This window comes from Stenotrophomonas maltophilia (genome assembly GCF_039555535.1).
Taxonomy (GTDB): Bacteria; Pseudomonadota; Gammaproteobacteria; order Xanthomonadales; family Xanthomonadaceae; genus Stenotrophomonas; species Stenotrophomonas maltophilia_Q.
Genome location: NZ_CP154630.1, coordinates 3,078,930 through 3,096,518, shown reverse-complemented (window position 1 = coordinate 3,096,518; position 17,589 = coordinate 3,078,930). Strand labels below are relative to the sequence as shown.

Sequence of the window (17,589 nt, the reverse complement as noted above, 5' to 3'; positions counted from 1 at the left end):
CTCAGGGCCCGCCGAAGCCGCCGTTGAACTGCAGCTCGCTGAGGGTGTTGCTGGCCGGATCGAACACTGCGCCCCAGAACTGTGCGCCGCCATCGCAGGTGCGGATCGCTTCCCGTGCGGGATTCACGCCGCTGTCGTCGTGCGGGAAGGCGTTGATGTAGATCAGCCGCTTGCCGGCACTTTCGATGCCGACGTACTGGCGGTCGAAGTCCAGCACCTTCGGCACCTGTGCTTCAAGCGATGACAGCCGCGCTTCCAGCTGATCGATCTGCTGCCGGCTGGGTGCCCAGTAGCCGCTGACGCGCCCGGCCTCGCGGCCGGGGCTGGGCCGCGAGCAGGTGTCGAGCACCTGCGCGGCGATGATCGGGCGGGTGACGACCCAGGACTGGCCGGTGCGCTCGGCGGTCGGCACGCTGGCCGGGCCGCGCGTAGTGGTGCAGGCGCCGAGCACGGCTGTGAGGGTGATCGCAGCTGTGGGCAGCAGCAGGCGGGTGCAGCGGTTCACAACACCTCCGAAGCGTAATCGGCCAGGCGCGAACGCTCGCCACGGCGCAGGGTGATGTGCGCACTATGCGGCCAGTTCTTGAAGCGATCCACCGCGTAGGTCAGGCCCGAAGTGGTTTCGGTCAGGTACGGGGTGTCGATCTGCTCGACGTTGCCCAGGCAGACGATCTTGGTGCCGGGGCCGGCACGGGTGATCAGCGTCTTCATCTGCTTCGGGGTGAGGTTCTGCGCCTCGTCCAGGATCAGGTAGCGCGACAGGAAGGTGCGGCCGCGCATGAAGTTCATCGAGCGGATCTTGATGCGGCTGGCGAGCAGGTCGTTGGTGGCCTGGCGGCCCCAGGTGCCGCCTTCCTGGTTGTGCGTGAGCACTTCCAGGTTGTCGGTCAGCGCGCCCATCCACGGCGTCATCTTCTCTTCCTCGGTGCCCGGCAGGAAACCGATGTCCTCGCCGACGCTGACCGTGGCGCGGGTCATGATGATCTCGCGGTAGCGCTGCTGGTCCATCGTCTGCGCCAGGCCGGCGGCCAGTGCCAGCAGGGTCTTGCCGGTACCGGCGGTACCCAGCAGGGTGACGAAGTCGATCTCCGGGTCCATCAGTGCGTTGAGCGCGAAGTTCTGCTCGCGGTTGCGCGCACTGATGCCCCACACGGCGTGGCTGCCGTGGCGGAAATCATCGACCAGCGACAGCACCACCTTGCCGTCGCCGACCACGCGGCTTACGCGCAGTTCGACTTCGTCTTCGCCGGGCAGGTAGACGTACTGGTTCGGATACCACTCCTCGCCGTCCTGCGCGAGGATTTCGTAATGGGTACGGCCCTTGTCGCTCCAGCTGCGCAGGTCGTCGCCATGGCGCTTCCAGAAGTCTTCCGGCAGCTCGGTGGCGCCGGTGTAGAGCAGGCTGAAATCGTCCAGCGCGCGGTCGTTCTCGTAGTCCTCGGACACGATGCCGGCGATCGCAGCCTTGATCCGCAGGTTGATGTCCTTGGAAACGAACACCACCGGCAGGTCCGGGGTCTCTTCCTTCAGGGCCAGGATCGCGCCGAGGATGGCGTTGTCCGGGATGACCTTGCCGAAGCTCTTGCCGGCATCGAAATGGCTGGTCTGGAAGCGCAGCTTGCCCGCGCTCTGCTTGCCGCGCAGCTGCAGGCCATTGGGCCGCTGCAGCGGAATGCCGTCGGCCAGGTTGTCCAGGCCCGACGCCTGCACCAGCTCGTTGAGGAAGCGGCTCACCTGGCGGGCGTTGCGGCTCGCTTCGGAGGTGCCCTTCTTGCCGTTGTCCAGCTCCTCGATCACCTGCATGGGCAGGTAGACGTCGTGCTCTTCGAATTTGAACAGCGCGGTGGGATCGTGCATCAGCACGTTGGTATCCAGCACGTAGATGCGCTTGCCTCGGGTCATCGTCGATTCCTGGTTACGGACAGGGAAAAACCACCACGGCCTGCTGCGGGGCAGGGTGATGGCAGACACAGTAGGCAGTGGGACTCACTTGGACTGGGAGGCCTTCAGTTCGGCGAGAACAGCATCGGCATGGCCGGCAACCTTGACCTTGCGCCAGGACTGCACGATGCGGCTGTCGGGGGAAATCAGGAAGGTGCTGCGTTCGATGCCACGTACCTGCTTGCCGTACATGTTCTTCATCTTGATCACGTCGAAGGCGGTGCACAGCGCTTCGTCGCCATCGCTGACCAGCGGGAAGCTGAAGCCCTGCTTGGCACAGAAGTTGTCGTGCGACTTCACCGAGTCGCGCGAGACACCGAGCACGACCGCACCGGCCTTCCTGAACTTCGGCAGCAGCGCGTTGAAGTCGATGCCTTCGGTGGTGCAGCCGGGCGTGCTGTCCTTGGGGTAGAAGTACAGCACCAGCCACTGGCCGGCATAGTCGCCGAGGGTGGCCTGGTTGCCACCGGACAGTGCCAGCGGCAGGGAGAGGGTAGTGCTGTCCAGGGTATCGCCGTTGTTCATGAGGTCCTTCTGTCGAGCCTGGGTTGTTTCTACGACAATTGCATGAAACGCCACGCGCCCGTGAGAGGCGCGCGAAAAATCCGCACTTCCGATCAGAATTTCATCGGGTCCATGATCGCGTCCAGGTTCAGGTGGTCGCAGAACTCGAGGAAATCGTCGCGCAGCGCGGCGATGTGCATGTTGGCCGGCACGCCGATGGTGACCTGCGCGCTGAACATCTCCGCACCGGTCTGCATGGCGCGGTAGCGGGTGCTCTGCAGGTTCTCGATGGTGATGCCCTGGCGGTCGAAGAAATCGGCCAGCTGGAACAGGATGCCCGGCTTGTCGGCGGCGATCACCTCGACGATGTACGGCAGCAGGTTGGACTGCGCCTGCTTGGCGGCGGTGCGGTACCAGACCAGCTTCAGGCCTTCCTCGCGCTCGAGCCGGGTCAGCATCGCTTCCAGCTTGGCTACCGAGTCCCAGGAGCCGGTGGCCAGGGCGGTGACCGAGACATCGCGACCGACCGTGGCCAGGCGTGCGTCCACCAGGTTGCAGCCGCTGTCGGCGATGCGGCGGGTGACGGACAGCAGGGGGGACTCCGGATGCGTCGTATAGGCGTTGATCAGGAGGTGGTTTTCGCTCGGCGCGGGGCGCGGGGTGGTGTCGGTCAAGGCGATTCCGGGTAATGCATGCGTTAGTCTGAATGCCCGCCAGAGGCGGGGATCCACCGGTGTCCAGCATACTTGCCCGTGCTTTCGCGCCGCAAGTAACATTCAGGTCGCCCCCGGCCTTTCGTGGCGGGCGTTTTCCCTTTCCAGCCAAGAGCAGCACGTCCTTGTCCCTTTCCGGCCTCATCACCGCGCTGGCGACCCCGTTCCGGGCCGACGGCGCCCTCGATCCCGACGGTTGGCAGCGCCTGCTGCACCTGCAACTGGAAGGTCGCGTCCACGGCGTTGTCGTTGCCGGCTCGACCGGCGAAGCGGCAACGCTCACCGATGCCGAGTACGACCTGCTGCTTGCCAGCGCGGTCGAGCGCATCGGCGGCCGCATTCCGGTCATCGCCGGTACCGGCCTGTCGGGCACCGCCAAAACCATCGAACAGACCCGCCGCGCCGCTGCACTCGGTGCCAGCCACGCGCTGGTGGTCACCCCGCCATACGTGCGGCCGACCCAGGCCGGCCTGATCGCGCACTACCGAGCGGTGGCCGACCAGGGTGGGTTGCCGGTCGTGCTGTACAACGTGCCCGGCCGTACCGGTTGCGACATGCAGCCGGAGACCGTGGCCGAACTGGCCAGCCATCCCAACATCGTCGGCATCAAGGAGGCGGTGGGCGACACCGGCCGGGTGCAGGCGCTGCTGGCCCTGCGCAGCCCGCAGTTCGCCGTGCTCAGCGGTGACGACGGCACGGCGGCCCGGTCGATCCAGGCCGGTGTCGATGGCTTGATCTCGGTCGGTTCCAACGTGCTTCCGGGCGCCTACCGCCGGATGTGCGAGCTGGCCGCCGCCCACGACCATGAAGCCACCGGGTCCTGGGACGCGCGCCTGCAGCCGTTCCATGACTTCTGCGGTGTCGAGCCGAACCCGATTCCGGTCAAGGCGCTGCTGCGCCGTATCGGCATCGGCCACGACCTGCGCCTGCCGCTGCTGCCGCTGTCGGCGCCGCACCATGCGGCTGCCGACCATCTTGCCGGCGACATCGCCGCGCTCGAAGCCCTTTCCAGCCACTGACCTTTCGTCTTGGTCTGACCCAGGAGATTCACATGCGTCAATCCGTTTCCACTGTCCGCGTGCTGTCCTACGCCCTGCTTGCTGTAGCTGTTGCGGCCGGCACCACCGGTTGCTTCAAGCGTGGCGTCAAGGGCGACTACGCCCTGGCCCCGGAAATGCGCCCGCTGGAAGTGCCGCCGGACCTGAACCTGCCGGCCACGACCGGTGACAACAAGGTGCCGGCGCTGGTTTCGGCCACCAAGCCGGCAGCACCGGCGGCCGCGGCTCCGGCCGTTGGCAACACCGGTTTCACCATTGCCGGTGGCAAGGATGAGGCCTTCGCCAAGGTCGGTACCGCGCTGGAAGGCGTGCAGGGCGTGACCATCGCCAGCCGCGCCCAGCTGCTCGGCTCGTACGACGTGGCCTACGAAGGCAGCAACTTCCTGGTCCGCGTGGTCGCCGTCGATGCCGGTGCCTACATCTCCGCGGTCGACCCGCGTGGCCTGCCGGCCACCGCCGAAGCGCCGGTGAAGCTGATCGCCGCGCTGAAGGCGAAGCTGGCGCAGTAAGGGCCAGCCAGCTCGCTGGGTGTGGGCCTTGGTCCGCACCTGCCTTGGGTAGCGCCGGGCCATGCCCGGCGAGCGTGAAGCGCGGCCCAGGATCCGCCGGGCATGGCCCGGCGCTACCGGAAATGGAAAAGGGCGCCCAAGGCGCCCTTTTTCGTTGCTGCTGCTTGCGCCTCAGCGCTCCAGCAGCTTCAGCTTGTCCGGCTTGCCATCCCATTCGCCGGCGTCGGCCGGCGGGTCCTTGCGCACGGTCAGCACCGGCCATTCTTTCGCCAGTTCGGCGTTGAGGGCGACGAAGCCTTCCTGGCCGGCGGGGACATCGTCCTCCGGGAAGATCGCATTGACCGGGCACTCCGGCTCGCAGAGGGTGCAGTCGATGCACTCATCCGGGTCGATCACCAGGAAGTTCGGGCCTTCGTGGAAGCAATCCACGGGGCACACTTCCACGCAATCGGTGTGTTTGCACTTGATGCAGTTTTCGGTGACGACAAAGGGCATGGGCTGGAGGTGGATCGATTCCTGAACCCGCCAATTCTAGAACAGGTTGGCCCCCGGTGTCGGCGCAGGGCGGAAATCGGGCGTCTGGCAGGCGCGGCCGTGGTGGTCATTGGCGGCAGGGCAGGGCCTGTGCGACGCTGCGGGGCGATCGGTCACCCATCGTGGCCGGATTCTCTTCCCAGCAGGATCGTCCATGTCCCAAGCCCAGCCCGGCACCGCGCCCCACGGCGGTGAGAACACTGCATTCATCGTCCTGATCAGCTGCGTGGCCACCCTTGGTGGATTCCTGTTCGGCTTCGACAGTGGTGTCATCAATGGCACGGTCGACGGCCTTCGCCAGGCCTTCAACTCCAGCGAGGCGGCGCTCGGTTTTGAAGTCGCTTCGATGCTGCTGGGGTGCGCGATCGGTGCCTTCCTGGCCGGCTGGCTGGGGGATCGCCTGGGCCGTCGTGGCGTGCTGATCGTGTCGGCACTGATGTTCCTGGTGTCGGCGCTGGGCGCCGGTGCTGCCCACGCCTCCTGGCTGTTCATTGCTGCACGCGTGCTGGGCGGCTTCGCGGTGGGGGCGGCCAGCGTGATGTCGCCGGCCTACATCGCGGAGGTGGCCTCGGCGCGCTATCGCGGGCGTCTGGCCACTGTGCAGCAGATGGCGATCATCTGCGGCCTGTTCGCGGCGTTCCTCAGCAACTACCTGCTGGCCCGTGCAGCCGGGGCCTCGACCGAGCCGTTGTGGCTGGGCCAGGAGGCCTGGCGCTGGATGTTCTGGATGCAGGCGCTGCCCTCGGGGCTGTTCCTGCTGCTGTTGCTGGTGATTCCCGAAAGTCCGCGCTTCCTGGTCGTGAAGGGGCGCCCGGAGCAGGCGAGGGCGGTGCTGTCGCGCCTGTATGGTGAGGGCACGGCCGCGACCAAGCTGGCCGAGATCGAGGCCAGCCTGGCCCAGGACCAGCACAAGCCGCGCTTCGCCGACCTGCACGACAAGGTCACCGGCAAGCTGCGCCCGATCCTCTGGGTCGGCATCGGCCTGGCGATGTTCCAGCAGCTGGTCGGCATCAACGTGGTGTTCTACTACGGCGCAGTGCTGTGGCAGGCGGTCGGCTTCTCGGAAAGCGACGCGCTGTTGATCAACGTGCTGTCCGGTGCGCTGAGCATCGGCGCCTGCCTGCTGACGGTGCTGTTGATCGACCGCATCGGGCGCAAGCCGCTGCTGTGGATCGGCTCGGTCGGCATGTCGGTGGCGCTGGTGCTGATGGTGGTGGCCTTCGCCAGCGGCAGCCTGGCCTACGGTCGCCTGCAGCTGTCCGACGGCATGGGCCGGCTGGCGCTGGTCGCGGCCAATGTCTACGTGGTGTTCTTCAACATGTCCTGGGGCCCGGTGATGTGGGTGATGCTGGGCGAGATGTTCCCGAACCAGATCCGCGGCCCGGCGTTGGCCGTTGCCGGTGCGGCGCAGTGGACCTCGAATTTCGCGATCACCGTGACCTTCCCGATGCTGCTGGCCGGCATCGGGCTGGCCGGCGCCTATGGCATCTATACGGTGGCGGCCATCCTCTCGATCGTCTTCGTGGTCCGCTACGTGCGCGAGACCAAGGGCAAGGAGCTGGAGCAGATGGAAGGCTGACGGCGACTGGCTTCGGTTGCATTCCGTTGGCGCCTGCCTGTCCAGAGTGTGAGGGGGCAGGCCGCCCTCTCCAGGACACGCAAAAGCCCATCCATGGTGCTCGATGGCACCTTGCTCGCGTGCGCTGTCCTGCGCACGCGGCAAGACCAGGGTTGGGCTCCTGCCCAACCCGTCGGGCGCATGCGCCCAACCCATGGCGCCAACGGTCCCGGCTTGAGCTGCCCCGCCTTCGCGTCAGGCATTGCGGTTCTGGCGGACGCAGGTCTGCGCGTCGGGATTGAATTGGCTGCGGAGGGGCGAAGCTGTTCGTGCCGCCTTCGCGGGAAACTGTCAGGAGGGGGCGGGCCACCCTGGCCTGGACCGTTGGCGCCATGGATGGCGCCATCGAGCACCATGGATGGGCTTTTGCGTGTCCAGGCCAGGGTGGCCCGCCCCCTCAAACGCAGGAACAGGCAGGCGCCACAGCGATCAATCTTCTGGAGTCGCAAACCCGGAAAACAGAAAAGCCCGCGCGAGGGCGGGCTTTTTCGGTTCCTACTGCGGCGACTGGCGCTCCCTAGGGGACTCGAACCCCTGTTTTAGCCTTGAGAGGGCCACGTCCTAACCACTAGACGAAGGGAGCGTAACTGTGTCGCTGCCGAGGCAGGAGCGCTAGTATATGCACCTCGATGCCATTGGGCAATCCCGAAACTTCAACCGGAAGCGCCAACATCATTTCCTCTGCTACATCACCGTTCAGCCTGCGCGTCATCCCGCGCGACCAGCACACGATCTCCCGCAAGGACATCAGCCCGAACGCCCTGCGCGTGCTTTATCGCCTGCGCGATGCCGGCTTCGGCGCCTACCTTGTCGGCGGCGCGGTGCGCGACCTGCTGGTCAATGGCCAACCCAAGGATTTCGACGTGGCCACCGACGCCACGCCCGAACAGGTCAAGCAGCTGTTCCGCAACTGCCGCCTGATCGGCCGCCGGTTCCGCCTCGCCCACGTTGTGTTCGGCCGCGAGATCATCGAAGTCGCCACCTTCCGCGCCAACAGCGATGACGGCAGCGGCGACCGCGAGATGGAAAACGGCATGCTCGTGCGCGACAACGTGTACGGCACCATCGAAGACGACGCCATCCGCCGCGACTTCACCTGCAACGCCCTGTACTACGCCATCGAGGACTTCTCGGTGCGTGACTACACCGGCGGCTTCGAAGACGTGCAGGCGCGCCTGATGAAACTCATCGGCGACCCGGTACAGCGCTACCAGGAAGACCCGGTACGCATGCTGCGCGCCGTGCGCCTGGCGGCCAAGCTCGGCTTCCAGATCGAAGAGGGCACCGCCGCGCCGATCCCGCAGCTGGCCGGCCTGCTCAACGAAGCCGCGCCGGCACGCCTGTTCGAGGAAGTGCTGAAGCTGTTCCTGTCCGGGCACGGCGTGGCCAGCTTCGAAGGCCTGGAGCGTTACGGCCTGCTCGACGTGCTGTTCCCGGAAAGTGCCAAGGCGCTGAAGTCCAACCGCACCGGCGCGCTGCGCCGCATGCTGGTCGAGGGCCTGGCCAACACCGATGCGCGCGTGGCCAACGACGAGCCGGTCTCGCCCGCGTTCCTGTTCGCGCTGCTGCTGTGGCCGGCGTTCTGCCGCGCGCAGGCGACCCTGCTCAAGCAGGGCGTGGCACCGGAGGAGGCGCAGCGTCGTGCTGCCGACCGTGTGACCGTGCAGCAGCTGAGCACCATCGCATTGCCGCGCCGCTTCTCGCTGCCGATGCAGGAAATCTGGCTGCTGCAGTCGCGCTTCGGCTCGCGCCAGCGCAAGCGCGTATTCCGTACGCTCACGCACCCGCGCTTCCGCGCCGCGTTCGACTTCCTCAGCCTGCGCCAGGTGGCCTCGGCCGAGCACGCTGCCGATGTTGAATTCTGGCGTGAGGCACAGGCCCAGTCCGGCCGCGAGCTGGAATCGTCGCTGGATGCGATGCACAGCGAAGAGGGCGATGACGAGAACGGAGCACCGCGCAAGCGGCGCCGTCGTCGTCGCCGTCCGGGTGCCTCGGCCGGTGCAGCTGGCGAATAAGCAATGACGCCTGCGTGGATCGGCCTCGGCGCCAACCTCGGCGATGCGGCCACGACTGTCGGCGCGGCGATCACCGCGCTGGACGGCCTGCCCGGGACACGCGTGCTGCAGGCCTCGCGCCTGTACGTAACGCCGGCCTGGGGCAATGAAGACCAGCCACCGTTCGTGAACGCGGTGGCCGCGGTCGAAACGTCACTGGCAGCCGATGAACTGCTGCAGGCGATGCTGGCGCTGGAGCAGCGCTTTGGTCGCGTGCGTGACGCGGCGGTGCACTGGGGGCCGCGCGCGCTGGACCTGGACCTGCTGCTGTATGGCGCGCAGGTGCTCGACCAGCCCGGCCTGCAGGTACCGCACCCTTACATGCACGAGCGTGCCTTCGTGTTGGTGCCGCTGGCCGAAATCGCGCCGGATCTGGCCATTCCCGGGCATGGCCGCGTGCGGGATGCAGTGATGCGGGTGGATGCCTGCGGGATCGCGCCGATAGGGTGATAATGCCCGGGTTATCTCCCCCGGTTATCAGCACATGAGCACCCACGCAGACAGCAAGCCCTGGACCGTTCCCGCCCTGGCCGAGGCCAAGCGCAACGGCCAGAAGCTGGTCATGTTGACCGCCTACGACGCTGGCTTCGCCCGCACCTTCGATGCCAATGGCATCGACCTGATCCTGATCGGCGATTCGCTGGGCATGGTCGTGCAGGGCCATGATTCGACCCTGCCGGTGACTGTGGCCGACATGGTCTACCACACCCGCGCCGTGGCCCGCGTGCTGCAGCGCGCGCTGCTGGTGGCCGACCTGCCGTTCGGTGCCGATGCCACCCCGGAACGCGCGCTGGATGCCTCGCTGCAGCTGCTGCAGGCCGGTGCCGAGATGGTCAAGATCGAAGGTGCCGGCTTCAAGGTCGACATCATCCGCTACCTGGTCGAGCGCGAGATTCCGGTCTGCGCCCATCTGGGCCTGACCCCGCAGTCGGTATTGCGCCTGGGCGGCTTCAAGATCCAGGGCCGTGGCGATGCCGCGCGCCAGCTGGTGGAAGATGCCAGGGCGGTGGCCGCCGCCGGCGCCAGCATCATGGTGCTCGAATGCGTGCCGACCCCGGTCGCTGCGGAAGTGACCGCGGCGGTGGATGTGCCGACCATCGGCATCGGTGCCGGCCCGCAGTGCGACGGCCAGGTGCTGGTGCTGCACGATTTCCTCGGCCTGGATAGTGGCCATCGCCGCCCCAAGTTCGTCAAGGATTTCCTTGCCGAAGGCGGCTCGGTGGCCGGTGCCACCCGCGCCTATGCCGACGCCGTGCGCGACGGCAGCTTCCCCGACGAACAGCACGCCTACGCTCAATGATCCAGACCTTCAACGAGCTCGGCGCGCTGCGCGGGCAGATCGCCCAGTGGAAGCGCGAAGGCCTGCGCGTGGCGCTGGTGCCGACCATGGGCAATCTGCACGGTGGCCACCATTCGCTGGTGACCCTGGCCCGCCAGTACGCCGACAGGGTGGTGGCGAGCATCTTCGTCAACCCGACCCAGTTCGGGCCGAACGAAGACTTCAACCGCTACCCGCGCACGCCCGAGGCCGACGTGGCCGGGCTGGAGCAGGTCGGCTGCGACGCGGTGTGGTTGCCCAGCGTCGAGGCCATGTACCCGCTGGGCGTGGACAAGACCACGCAGATGCACACGCCGGGCGTGAGCGAGGTGCTGGAAGGCGCCAGCCGCCCGGGCCACTTCGATGGCGTCTGCACGGTGGTGGCGCGCCTGTTCCTGCAGGTGCAGCCGGATGTGGCCGTGTTCGGCCGCAAGGACTACCAGCAGCTGGCCGTGATCAGGCAGATGGTGGCTGAGCTGTCGTTCCCCATCCAGATCGTCGGCGCCGAGATCGTGCGCGACGAGGACGGCCTGGCCAAGAGTTCCCGCAACCAGTACCTCAGCGCAGAACAGCGCCCGGTTGCGACGACCATCCACCGCACGCTGCTGGGCATGCGCGAAGGCTACGTGGCCGGGTACACGCGGGCGCAGATCGAGGCCGACGCCACGGCCGCGCTGCAGGCGGCTGGTTTCCAGGTCGACTACGCGGTGCTGCGCACGCCCGAACTGGCTGAGCCGACCTTCGATGGCGGCGGCCGCGTGGCGCTGATCGCCGCGCGCCTGGGCACGACGCGCCTGATCGACAACCTGGAATTCTGAGCCGCACCTGGCTCCTGGGCGCCCCGCGGGGCGCCTCTCACCATCCCACGGACGGGAGACTGGAAATGAAGGAACCGGACACTGACGCGGGCCGCCTCGCCCAGGCCTCGATCCTGGCGGTGCTGGCGGCCGGCATGCTGCCGGCCCAGCTGTTTGGCGGCCTGTTGTTCGCGCTTGAATTCAGGCGTACGCCGATGCCTGCGCTCACCGGTGGGGGGCTGATGTTCGTGCTGGCAGCCTGCAATGCGATTGCCGTGCTGCTGCCGATGGCATTGATCCAGCATTCTCAGCGACGCCTGCGCCGGGCCGGTTTCGTGCTGGCCGGCTTTGGCCTTGGCGCGCTGGCGATGGCCACCTGCGGCTGGCCGGGTGAAACCCAGGGCCCCCTGCTGCACCGCCTGCGCTATGTCGATACCTTCGATGTGATCAGCTACGCCTTGATGGTGCTGGCGGCGGGTGGCCTCGGCCTGGTTGCCGGGCTGGCCTTCCATGCGGTGTTCCGCCTCTGGCTGGAGGGTGCCTCCGGCCGCGCTCCGGCAATGCCGCCGGGCGAGGGCACCTGAACGGCCTTCAGCGTCCTGCCGCAGACCCCTGACGATGGCCAAGCGGGTGCTAGAATCCGCTCTTTCCTTTGCCGTTGCAGCGCCCCCATGCACCTGTCCCTGCTCAAGACCAAGATCCACCGCGCCACCGTCACCCATTCCGAGCTGAACTACGAAGGCTCGATCGCCATCGATGACAACCTGCTGGCTGCCACCGGCATCCGCGAGTTCGAGCAGGTGCACATCTGGGACGTGACCAACGGTGCGCGCTTCTCGACCTATGCCATCCGCGCCGAAGCCGGCAGCGGCGTTGTCTCGCTCAACGGTGGCGCCGCGCGCCACGTGCAGGTCGGTGACATCATCATCATCGCCGCGTTCGCCAGCATGACCGAGCAGGAAGCCGACAGCTTCAAGCCGAAGCTGGTGTACGTTGATGGCAAGAACCAGATCACCCACACCAACGACACGATCCCGACCCAGGCCGCATGACAACGAACAACGGATTCGACTCGCTGCATTCCCACGCCCAGCGCCTGAAGGGCGCAAGCATCCCCAGCCTCCTCGCCGCCGAACCCGGCCGCGTGCAGGACCTGGCGCTGCGGGTCGGTCCGTTGTACGTCAACTTCGCCCGGCAGAAATACGATGCCGCGGCGTTGCAGGCATTGCTGGCTTTGGCCGCCGAACGTGATGTCGGCGGTGCCATCACGCGCCTGTTCCGTGGTGAGCAGGTCAACCTGACCGAAGGTCGCGCCGCACTGCACACCGCACTGCGCGGCGACGTGGTCGATGCGCCGGTGGCGGCCGAGGCCTATGCCACCGCGCGCGAAATCCGCCAGCGCATGGGTGTGCTGGTGCGCGCGCTGGAAGACAGCGGCGTCACCGACGTGGTCAGCGTCGGCATCGGTGGTTCCGATCTCGGTCCGCGCCTGGTCGCCGATGCGCTGCGCCCGGTCAGCGGTGCGCGCCTGCGCGTGCATTTCGTGTCGAACGTGGACGGCGCCGCCATGCAGCGCACGCTGGCCACGCTGGATCCGGCCAGGACCGCCGGCATCCTCATTTCCAAGACCTTCGGCACCCAGGAAACCCTGCTCAACGGGCAGATCCTGCACGACTGGCTGGGTGGCAGCGAGCGCCTGTACGCGGTCAGCGCCAACCCCGAGCGTGCGGCCAAGGCCTTCGCCATCGCCGCCGATCGCGTGCTGCCGATGTGGGATTGGGTCGGTGGCCGTTATTCGTTGTGGTCGGCGGTTGGTTTCCCGATTGCGCTGGCCATCGGTTTCGAGCGTTTCGAGCAGCTGCTGGACGGCGCCGCGCAGATGGATGCGCACGCGCTGGACGCGCCGCTGGAGCGCAACCTGCCGGTGCTGCATGGCCTGACTGACATCTGGAACCGCAACGTGCTGGGCCATGCCACGCACGCGGTGATGACCTACGACCAGCGCCTGGCGCTGCTGCCGGCCTACCTGCAGCAGCTGGTGATGGAAAGCCTGGGCAAGCGCGTGCAGCGTGATGGCCAGCCGGTCACCACCGATACCGTGCCGGTGTGGTGGGGCGGGGCAGGTACCGACGTGCAGCACAGCTTCTTCCAGGCGCTGCACCAGGGCACCAGCGTCGTGCCGGCCGATTTCATCGGCTGCGTGCACAACGATGATCCGTACACGATCAATCACCAGGCGCTGCTGGCCAACCTGCTGGCGCAGACCGAAGCGCTGGCCAATGGCCAGAGCAGCGACGACCCGCACCGCGATTATCCGGGGGGGCGCCCGAGCACGCTGATCCTGCTCGACGCGCTGACCCCGCAGGCGCTGGGTGCGTTGATCGCCATGTACGAACACGCCGTGTACGTGCAGTCGGTGATCTGGAACATCAACGCCTTCGACCAGTTCGGTGTTGAACTGGGCAAGCAGCTGGCCAGTGGCCTGTTGCCGGCGCTGCAGGGCGAGGATGTGGCGGTAGCCGATCCGATGACCCGCGAGATCCTCGCGCAGCTGAAGCGCTGACGCCCCCTGTAGGGTCGAGCCATGCTCGACTCTACAATCCGGTAGCGCCGCGCCATGCCCGGCGGAGGCGACGCCGTGTCACCGGCTCGGGTCGCGTTCCGGGCTGGGTCGCTTGGCCAGCTTGCGCTGCAGCGAACGCCGGTGCATGCCGAGCAGGCGTGCGGCCGCTGATACGTTGCCTCCGGTTTCGTGCATCGCCTGCTGGATGTGTTCCCACTGCAGGCGGCTGATCGGCGTCATCGCATCGGGCACTTCCATTTCGCCGTCGTCGGCCGGGCCGTCATCCTCCTCGCCCAGGGCGCGCAGGATCATCGGTACCGTGGCCGGCTTCGGCAGGTAGTCGTCGGCCCCGAGCTTGATCGCTTCCACCGCGGTGGCGATGCTGGCGTAGCCGGTCACCAGCAGGATCCGCATGTCCGCGCGCAGGGCGCGCAACGGTTGGATCAGTGCCAGGCCGGAGTCGCTGCCCAGCTTCAGGTCGATCAGGGCGAACGCCGGCGGGTGCTGGCGGGCCAATGCCAGCGCGCTGGCGGCATCCTGCGCGGTCTGGGTTTCAAGCCCCTTGCGGGCCAGGCTGCGCTGCAGGGTGCGCAGGTACAGTTCGTCGTCGTCGACCAGCAGGCCGAGGGTTGAGGCGCTCATGGGGTTTCCTCGCGTGGGGCCAGCGGCAGGCGGAAGCCGACGCGGCTGCCGGCCCCTTGGGCCGGGCGCATCCACATCTCGCCGTCGAGGCGTTCGATCGTGGCATGGGACAGGGCCAGGCCGACCCCCATGCCTTCACTCTTGCTGCTGCCGAACAGCTTGCCCGGCAGTACCGCGGCGCGCGCGTTGAAGCCGTGGCCGTAGTCGCGTACTTCGCCGATCAGATCGTCGCCTTCGATGCGCAGGTCCAGGTCCACGCGCGGCCGGCCGGCCTGTTCACCAGCATCGGCGGCATTGTTCAGCAGCACCATCAGCAGGTGGCCCACGCCCGGGTCCAGCGGCAACCGCAGCGGCGCATCGTCGTTGCGGTGCAGGTCGATGGTCGGGCGCACCAGCCGCCATTGCTCCAGCACCTGCTGGGCGCTGGAATGGCTGCGTCCGGGTGCATCGGCCGAGGCCGGTGCGGCCAGCGCCAGCACGCGCTCCCGGCACTGCACCAGCAGTTCGCGCAGCGTTTCCATGTCCTCGCGCACTTCCGGTTCTTCGCTGCGCTCGGCCACATCGTCGGCAAGCAGGGTCATGGTCGCAAGCGGTGTGTTCAGTTCATGGGCCACCGAGGCGGCATGAGTGGCCAGGGCGACGATGCCCTCGTTGCGTGCGAAGCGCTCGCGCAGGGCCGACAGTTCCAGTTCGCGCTGGCGCAGCGCAAGGGCCAGCCGGGTCGAGAAGGCCAGCACCACCGCTGCGGAGATCAGGAAGTTGGCGACCACGCCCCAGCGGTTGAGGTCCTGCGCGCGGAAGTAACCGTCCGGCAGCGGCTGGCCGAAGACGCCACTGCTGGCATAGCCGAGCAGGCAGGCCAGTGCCACCGCCAGCGCCCAGCGCAGGGGCAGGGCGAACGCAGCCAGCGCGATCAGGATCAGGAACAGCGAGCTGAACGGATTGGCCATGCCACCGCTCCAGCCGACCATCCAGGTCAGGATGATCACGTCCACCAGGATGTGGCCGAACGCGGTCAGGGGCGCGGTATCAGCCGCTTCCGGGCGCAGCTGGGTGTAGATGTTGAACAGGGTCAGTACGGCCACGCCGGCCCACAGTGGCAGCTGCGGCAACGGCAGGCCCAGCACCCAGGTGGCGACCAGGATGGTGGCGGCCTGGCCGCCCACGGCAAGCCAGCGCAGGCTGCACAGGGTACGGAGAAACGGGGCGTCGGGACCGGTCATGCACGCTCATCGTATGCGTTCACGGGCGAGCGTGCCTGCGACAATAGGCCGCAGCCGTGCCGCCGGCTGAATGCGAGTCACCCCGAATGCGGGGGCGGGCGGTAGAATGCGCCCATGCACGACGCCGTCACCCGCCCGACTCCGCCCTCCGATGCCACCTCCTGGCCCCGCCGCCAGACCCATGCCGTGCAGATCGGCGGGGTCACCGTAGGCGGGGGCAAGCCGGTGGTGGTGCAGTCGATGACCAATACCGACACTTCCGATGTCGCCTCCAGCGTGAAGCAGGTGGCCGAGCTGTGGCGTGCCGGTTCGGAGATGGTGCGGTTGACCGTCAACACCGTTGAAGCCGCTGCGGCGATTCCGCGCATCGTCGAGAAGCTGGCGATGATGGGTATCGATGTACCGCTGATCGGTGACTTCCACTACAACGGCCATCAGTTGCTGACCGCCGAGCCGGCGTGTGCCGAAGCGCTGGCCAAGTACCGCATCAACCCGGGCAACGTCGGCTTCGGCAAGAAGAAGGACCTGCAGTTCGCCCAGCTGATCGAGTTCGCGATCCGCTACAACAAGCCGGTGCGCATCGGCGCCAACTGGGGCTCGCTGGACCAGGCCCTGGCGGCGAAGCTGATGGACGAGAACAACCTGCGCGAACAGCCCTGGGACGCCGGCCGCGTGCTGCGCGAGGCGCTGATCCGCTCGGCGCTGGATTCGGCCGAGCAGGCAGTGGAGCTGGGCCTGCCGCGCGATCGCATCGTGCTGTCGGCCAAGGTCAGTGGCGTGCAGGAGCTGATCGCGGTGTACCGCGACCTGGCCCAGCGCTCCGACTTCGCCCTGCATCTGGGCCTGACCGAAGCGGGTATCGGCAGCAAGGGCATCGTGGCATCGTCCGCGGCGCTGAGCGTGCTGCTGCAGGAAGGCATCGGTGACACCATCCGCATCTCGCTGACCCCGGAACCGGGCCAGTCGCGCACGCAGGAAGTGATCGTCGCCCAGGAGCTGCTGCAGACCACCGGCCAGCGTGCCTTCACGCCGCTTGTCACGGCCTGCCCTGGTTGCGGCCGCACCACCTCCGAATTCTTCCAGGAGTTGGCCAAGGTGGTGCAGAACCACGTGCGCGAGAAGATGCCGCTGTGGAAGATCCACCACCCGGGTGCGGAAAACATGACCCTGGCGGTGATGGGCTGCATCGTCAACGGGCCGGGCGAGTCGCGTCACGCCAACATTGGCATCTCGCTGCCGGGCACGGGTGAGACGCCTGCGGCACCGGTATTCGTCGATGGCGAGAAGAAGGTGACCCTGCGCGGCGACAACATCGCCCAGGAGTTCGTCGCCCTGATCGACGATTACGTCGAACACAAATATGTCCGAAGCGCCGGATAAGCCTGCGATCCTCGCCGCACCGGAGTCCGCCTCCGGCTTCCGCCACTGGATGGCGCGCAACGCCTGGCGCCTGGTCCTGTTGTTCGGTGGCCTACTGCTGCCGTTGGCAGGCTTTGTTGCCCTGGCGGACGAAGTGCACGAGTTTGAATCGTTCCATTTCGACGCGCCCCTGCTGTGGCAGATGCATGGTCTGCATTCGCCGTGGCTGGACCGTTTCTTCGTGCTCATCTCGAAACTGGGCTACGAGTGGTTCCTGATCCCGGCCGACGTGCTGATCATCGGCGCGCTGCTGGGCTTCCGGCGCTGGCGCGAGGCGACCTTCGTCGCGGTCAGCTTCGTGGGATCGGCGCTGCTGAACATGGGCAGCAAGCAGTTCTTCCAGCGCCAGCGCCCCAGCCTGTGGGAATCGATTGCGCCGGAGTCGACGTTCAGCTTCCCCAGCGGGCACGCGATGGGCTCGATGACCCTGGCGGTGACCCTGGTGCTGCTGGCCTGGAACACCCGCTGGCGCTGGCCGGTCCTGATGCTGGCACCCGCGTTCAGCCTGCTGGTCAGTGTGTCGCGGGTCTACCTGGGGGTGCATTACCCCTCCGACATCCTGGCCGGATGGTGTGCCGCGCTGGTTTGGGTGGTAGGGTGCTATCTGGTCATGTTCAGTCGCCGGCACCCTTGGCGACGTCACGGCCCGCCGCCAGCGAAGGCCAGCGAAGCACCACCACAGGGGGTTTGACGTGG

19 protein-coding genes and 1 tRNA gene are annotated in these 17,589 nt (G+C 67.3%); 12 read left to right on the top strand and 8 right to left on the bottom strand.

The features are described from left to right. Nucleotide 1: 1 nt before the first annotated feature. The 4 genes from AASM09_RS14275 to AASM09_RS14260 all read right to left on the bottom strand — a co-directional run bounded on the left by AASM09_RS14275 (nt 2) and on the right by AASM09_RS14260 (nt 3,119). The gene (locus AASM09_RS14275; protein ID WP_049430676.1) at nt 2–505 is read right to left on the bottom strand and encodes a hypothetical protein; all 504 of its coding nucleotides are present in this window, start codon (nt 503–505) and stop codon (nt 2–4) included. Then, nucleotides 502–1,902, bottom strand: coding sequence for a PhoH family protein (locus AASM09_RS14270; protein ID WP_014036782.1), 1,401 nt, complete (start codon nt 1,900–1,902; stop codon nt 502–504). The genes AASM09_RS14275 and AASM09_RS14270 overlap by 4 nt, the downstream gene beginning before the upstream one ends. Before the next feature lie 84 nt (nt 1,903–1,986). Next, nucleotides 1,987–2,466, bottom strand: coding sequence for a peroxiredoxin (locus AASM09_RS14265; RefSeq protein WP_049430673.1), 480 nt, complete (start codon nt 2,464–2,466; stop codon nt 1,987–1,989). Nucleotides 2,467–2,558: 92 nt separating this feature from the next. Beyond that, the gene (locus tag AASM09_RS14260; RefSeq protein WP_005409051.1) at nt 2,559–3,119 is read right to left on the bottom strand and encodes a glycine cleavage system protein R; all 561 of its coding nucleotides are present in this window, start codon (nt 3,117–3,119) and stop codon (nt 2,559–2,561) included. 164 nt (nt 3,120–3,283) lie between these two features. On the opposite strand from AASM09_RS14260, the gene dapA reads away from it, so the two are divergent. Beyond that, on the top strand, nt 3,284–4,177 hold the full coding sequence (gene dapA, locus AASM09_RS14255; RefSeq protein WP_049430670.1) for a 4-hydroxy-tetrahydrodipicolinate synthase: 894 nt from the start codon (nt 3,284–3,286) through the stop codon (nt 4,175–4,177). Between the two features lie 32 nt (nt 4,178–4,209). Then, complete coding sequence (locus AASM09_RS14250) at nt 4,210–4,725, top strand: hypothetical protein (RefSeq protein WP_049430669.1); 516 nt, start codon at nt 4,210–4,212, stop codon at nt 4,723–4,725. A gap of 171 nt (nt 4,726–4,896) precedes the next feature. On the opposite strand, the gene fdxA is transcribed toward AASM09_RS14250, so the two are convergent. Further along, nucleotides 4,897–5,220 (bottom strand): ferredoxin FdxA, encoded by a 324-nt coding sequence (gene fdxA, locus AASM09_RS14245; protein WP_005409054.1) that lies wholly within the window; start codon nt 5,218–5,220, stop codon nt 4,897–4,899. 193 nt (nt 5,221–5,413) lie between these two features. Here fdxA and AASM09_RS14240 point away from each other — a divergent pair, with 193 nt between their 5' ends. Next, complete coding sequence (locus AASM09_RS14240) at nt 5,414–6,838, top strand: sugar porter family MFS transporter (protein ID WP_049430667.1); 1,425 nt, start codon at nt 5,414–5,416, stop codon at nt 6,836–6,838. A 547-nt stretch (nt 6,839–7,385) separates the two neighbouring features. Here AASM09_RS14240 and AASM09_RS14235 read toward each other — a convergent pair. Then, nucleotides 7,386–7,460: transfer RNA gene (locus tag AASM09_RS14235), tRNA-Glu, on the bottom strand. Between the two features lie 52 nt (nt 7,461–7,512). On the opposite strand from AASM09_RS14235, the gene pcnB reads away from it, so the two are divergent. The 7 genes from pcnB (at nt 7,513) to pgi (ending at nt 13,609) form a co-directional block, all read left to right on the top strand. Further along, on the top strand, nt 7,513–8,892 hold the full coding sequence (gene pcnB / locus AASM09_RS14230) for a polynucleotide adenylyltransferase PcnB (RefSeq protein ID WP_049431734.1): 1,380 nt from the start codon (nt 7,513–7,515) through the stop codon (nt 8,890–8,892). Between the two features lie 3 nt (nt 8,893–8,895). Then, nucleotides 8,896–9,381: a 2-amino-4-hydroxy-6-hydroxymethyldihydropteridine diphosphokinase gene (gene folK, locus AASM09_RS14225; protein WP_049431731.1), complete on the top strand. Its 486-nt coding sequence runs from the start codon at nt 8,896–8,898 to the stop codon at nt 9,379–9,381. 34 nt (nt 9,382–9,415) lie between these two features. Next, entirely contained in the window at nt 9,416–10,231 is an 816-nt protein-coding gene (gene panB / locus AASM09_RS14220) for a 3-methyl-2-oxobutanoate hydroxymethyltransferase (protein WP_049423510.1), read from the top strand. Then, entirely contained in the window at nt 10,228–11,067 is an 840-nt protein-coding gene (gene panC / locus AASM09_RS14215) for a pantoate--beta-alanine ligase (RefSeq protein ID WP_049431728.1), read from the top strand. The genes panB and panC overlap by 4 nt, the downstream gene beginning before the upstream one ends. A 65-nt stretch (nt 11,068–11,132) precedes the next feature. Next, a complete protein-coding gene (locus tag AASM09_RS14210; RefSeq protein ID WP_049431726.1) occupies nt 11,133–11,630 on the top strand; it encodes a hypothetical protein in 498 nt (165 codons plus the stop codon). A gap of 87 nt (nt 11,631–11,717) precedes the next feature. After that, nucleotides 11,718–12,098 carry an aspartate 1-decarboxylase gene (gene panD, locus AASM09_RS14205; protein ID WP_005409061.1) on the top strand — a complete coding sequence of 127 codons (381 nt, stop codon included), beginning with the start codon at nt 11,718–11,720 and terminating at the stop codon, nt 12,096–12,098. After that, nucleotides 12,095–13,609 (top strand): glucose-6-phosphate isomerase, encoded by a 1,515-nt coding sequence (pgi, locus tag AASM09_RS14200; protein ID WP_049431724.1) that lies wholly within the window; start codon nt 12,095–12,097, stop codon nt 13,607–13,609. The genes panD and pgi overlap by 4 nt, the downstream gene beginning before the upstream one ends. Before the next feature lie 78 nt (nt 13,610–13,687). On the opposite strand, the gene AASM09_RS14195 is transcribed toward pgi, so the two are convergent. Next, the gene (locus AASM09_RS14195; protein WP_005409063.1) at nt 13,688–14,251 is read right to left on the bottom strand and encodes a response regulator transcription factor; all 564 of its coding nucleotides are present in this window, start codon (nt 14,249–14,251) and stop codon (nt 13,688–13,690) included. Next, nucleotides 14,248–15,474, bottom strand: coding sequence for an ATP-binding protein (locus AASM09_RS14190; RefSeq protein ID WP_049431723.1), 1,227 nt, complete (start codon nt 15,472–15,474; stop codon nt 14,248–14,250). Before AASM09_RS14190 ends, AASM09_RS14195 begins: the two co-directional genes overlap by 4 nt. 114 nt (nt 15,475–15,588) lie before the next feature. Between AASM09_RS14190 and ispG the strand changes: the two genes are divergently transcribed. Both ispG and AASM09_RS14180 read left to right on the top strand, forming a co-directional pair. Then, nucleotides 15,589–16,854: a flavodoxin-dependent (E)-4-hydroxy-3-methylbut-2-enyl-diphosphate synthase gene (ispG, locus tag AASM09_RS14185; protein ID WP_100443619.1), complete on the top strand. Its 1,266-nt coding sequence runs from the start codon at nt 15,589–15,591 to the stop codon at nt 16,852–16,854. After that, complete coding sequence (locus tag AASM09_RS14180) at nt 16,835–17,584, top strand: phosphatase PAP2 family protein (RefSeq protein ID WP_049429316.1); 750 nt, start codon at nt 16,835–16,837, stop codon at nt 17,582–17,584. Before ispG ends, AASM09_RS14180 begins: the two co-directional genes overlap by 20 nt. Nucleotides 17,585–17,589 lie beyond the last annotated feature (5 nt).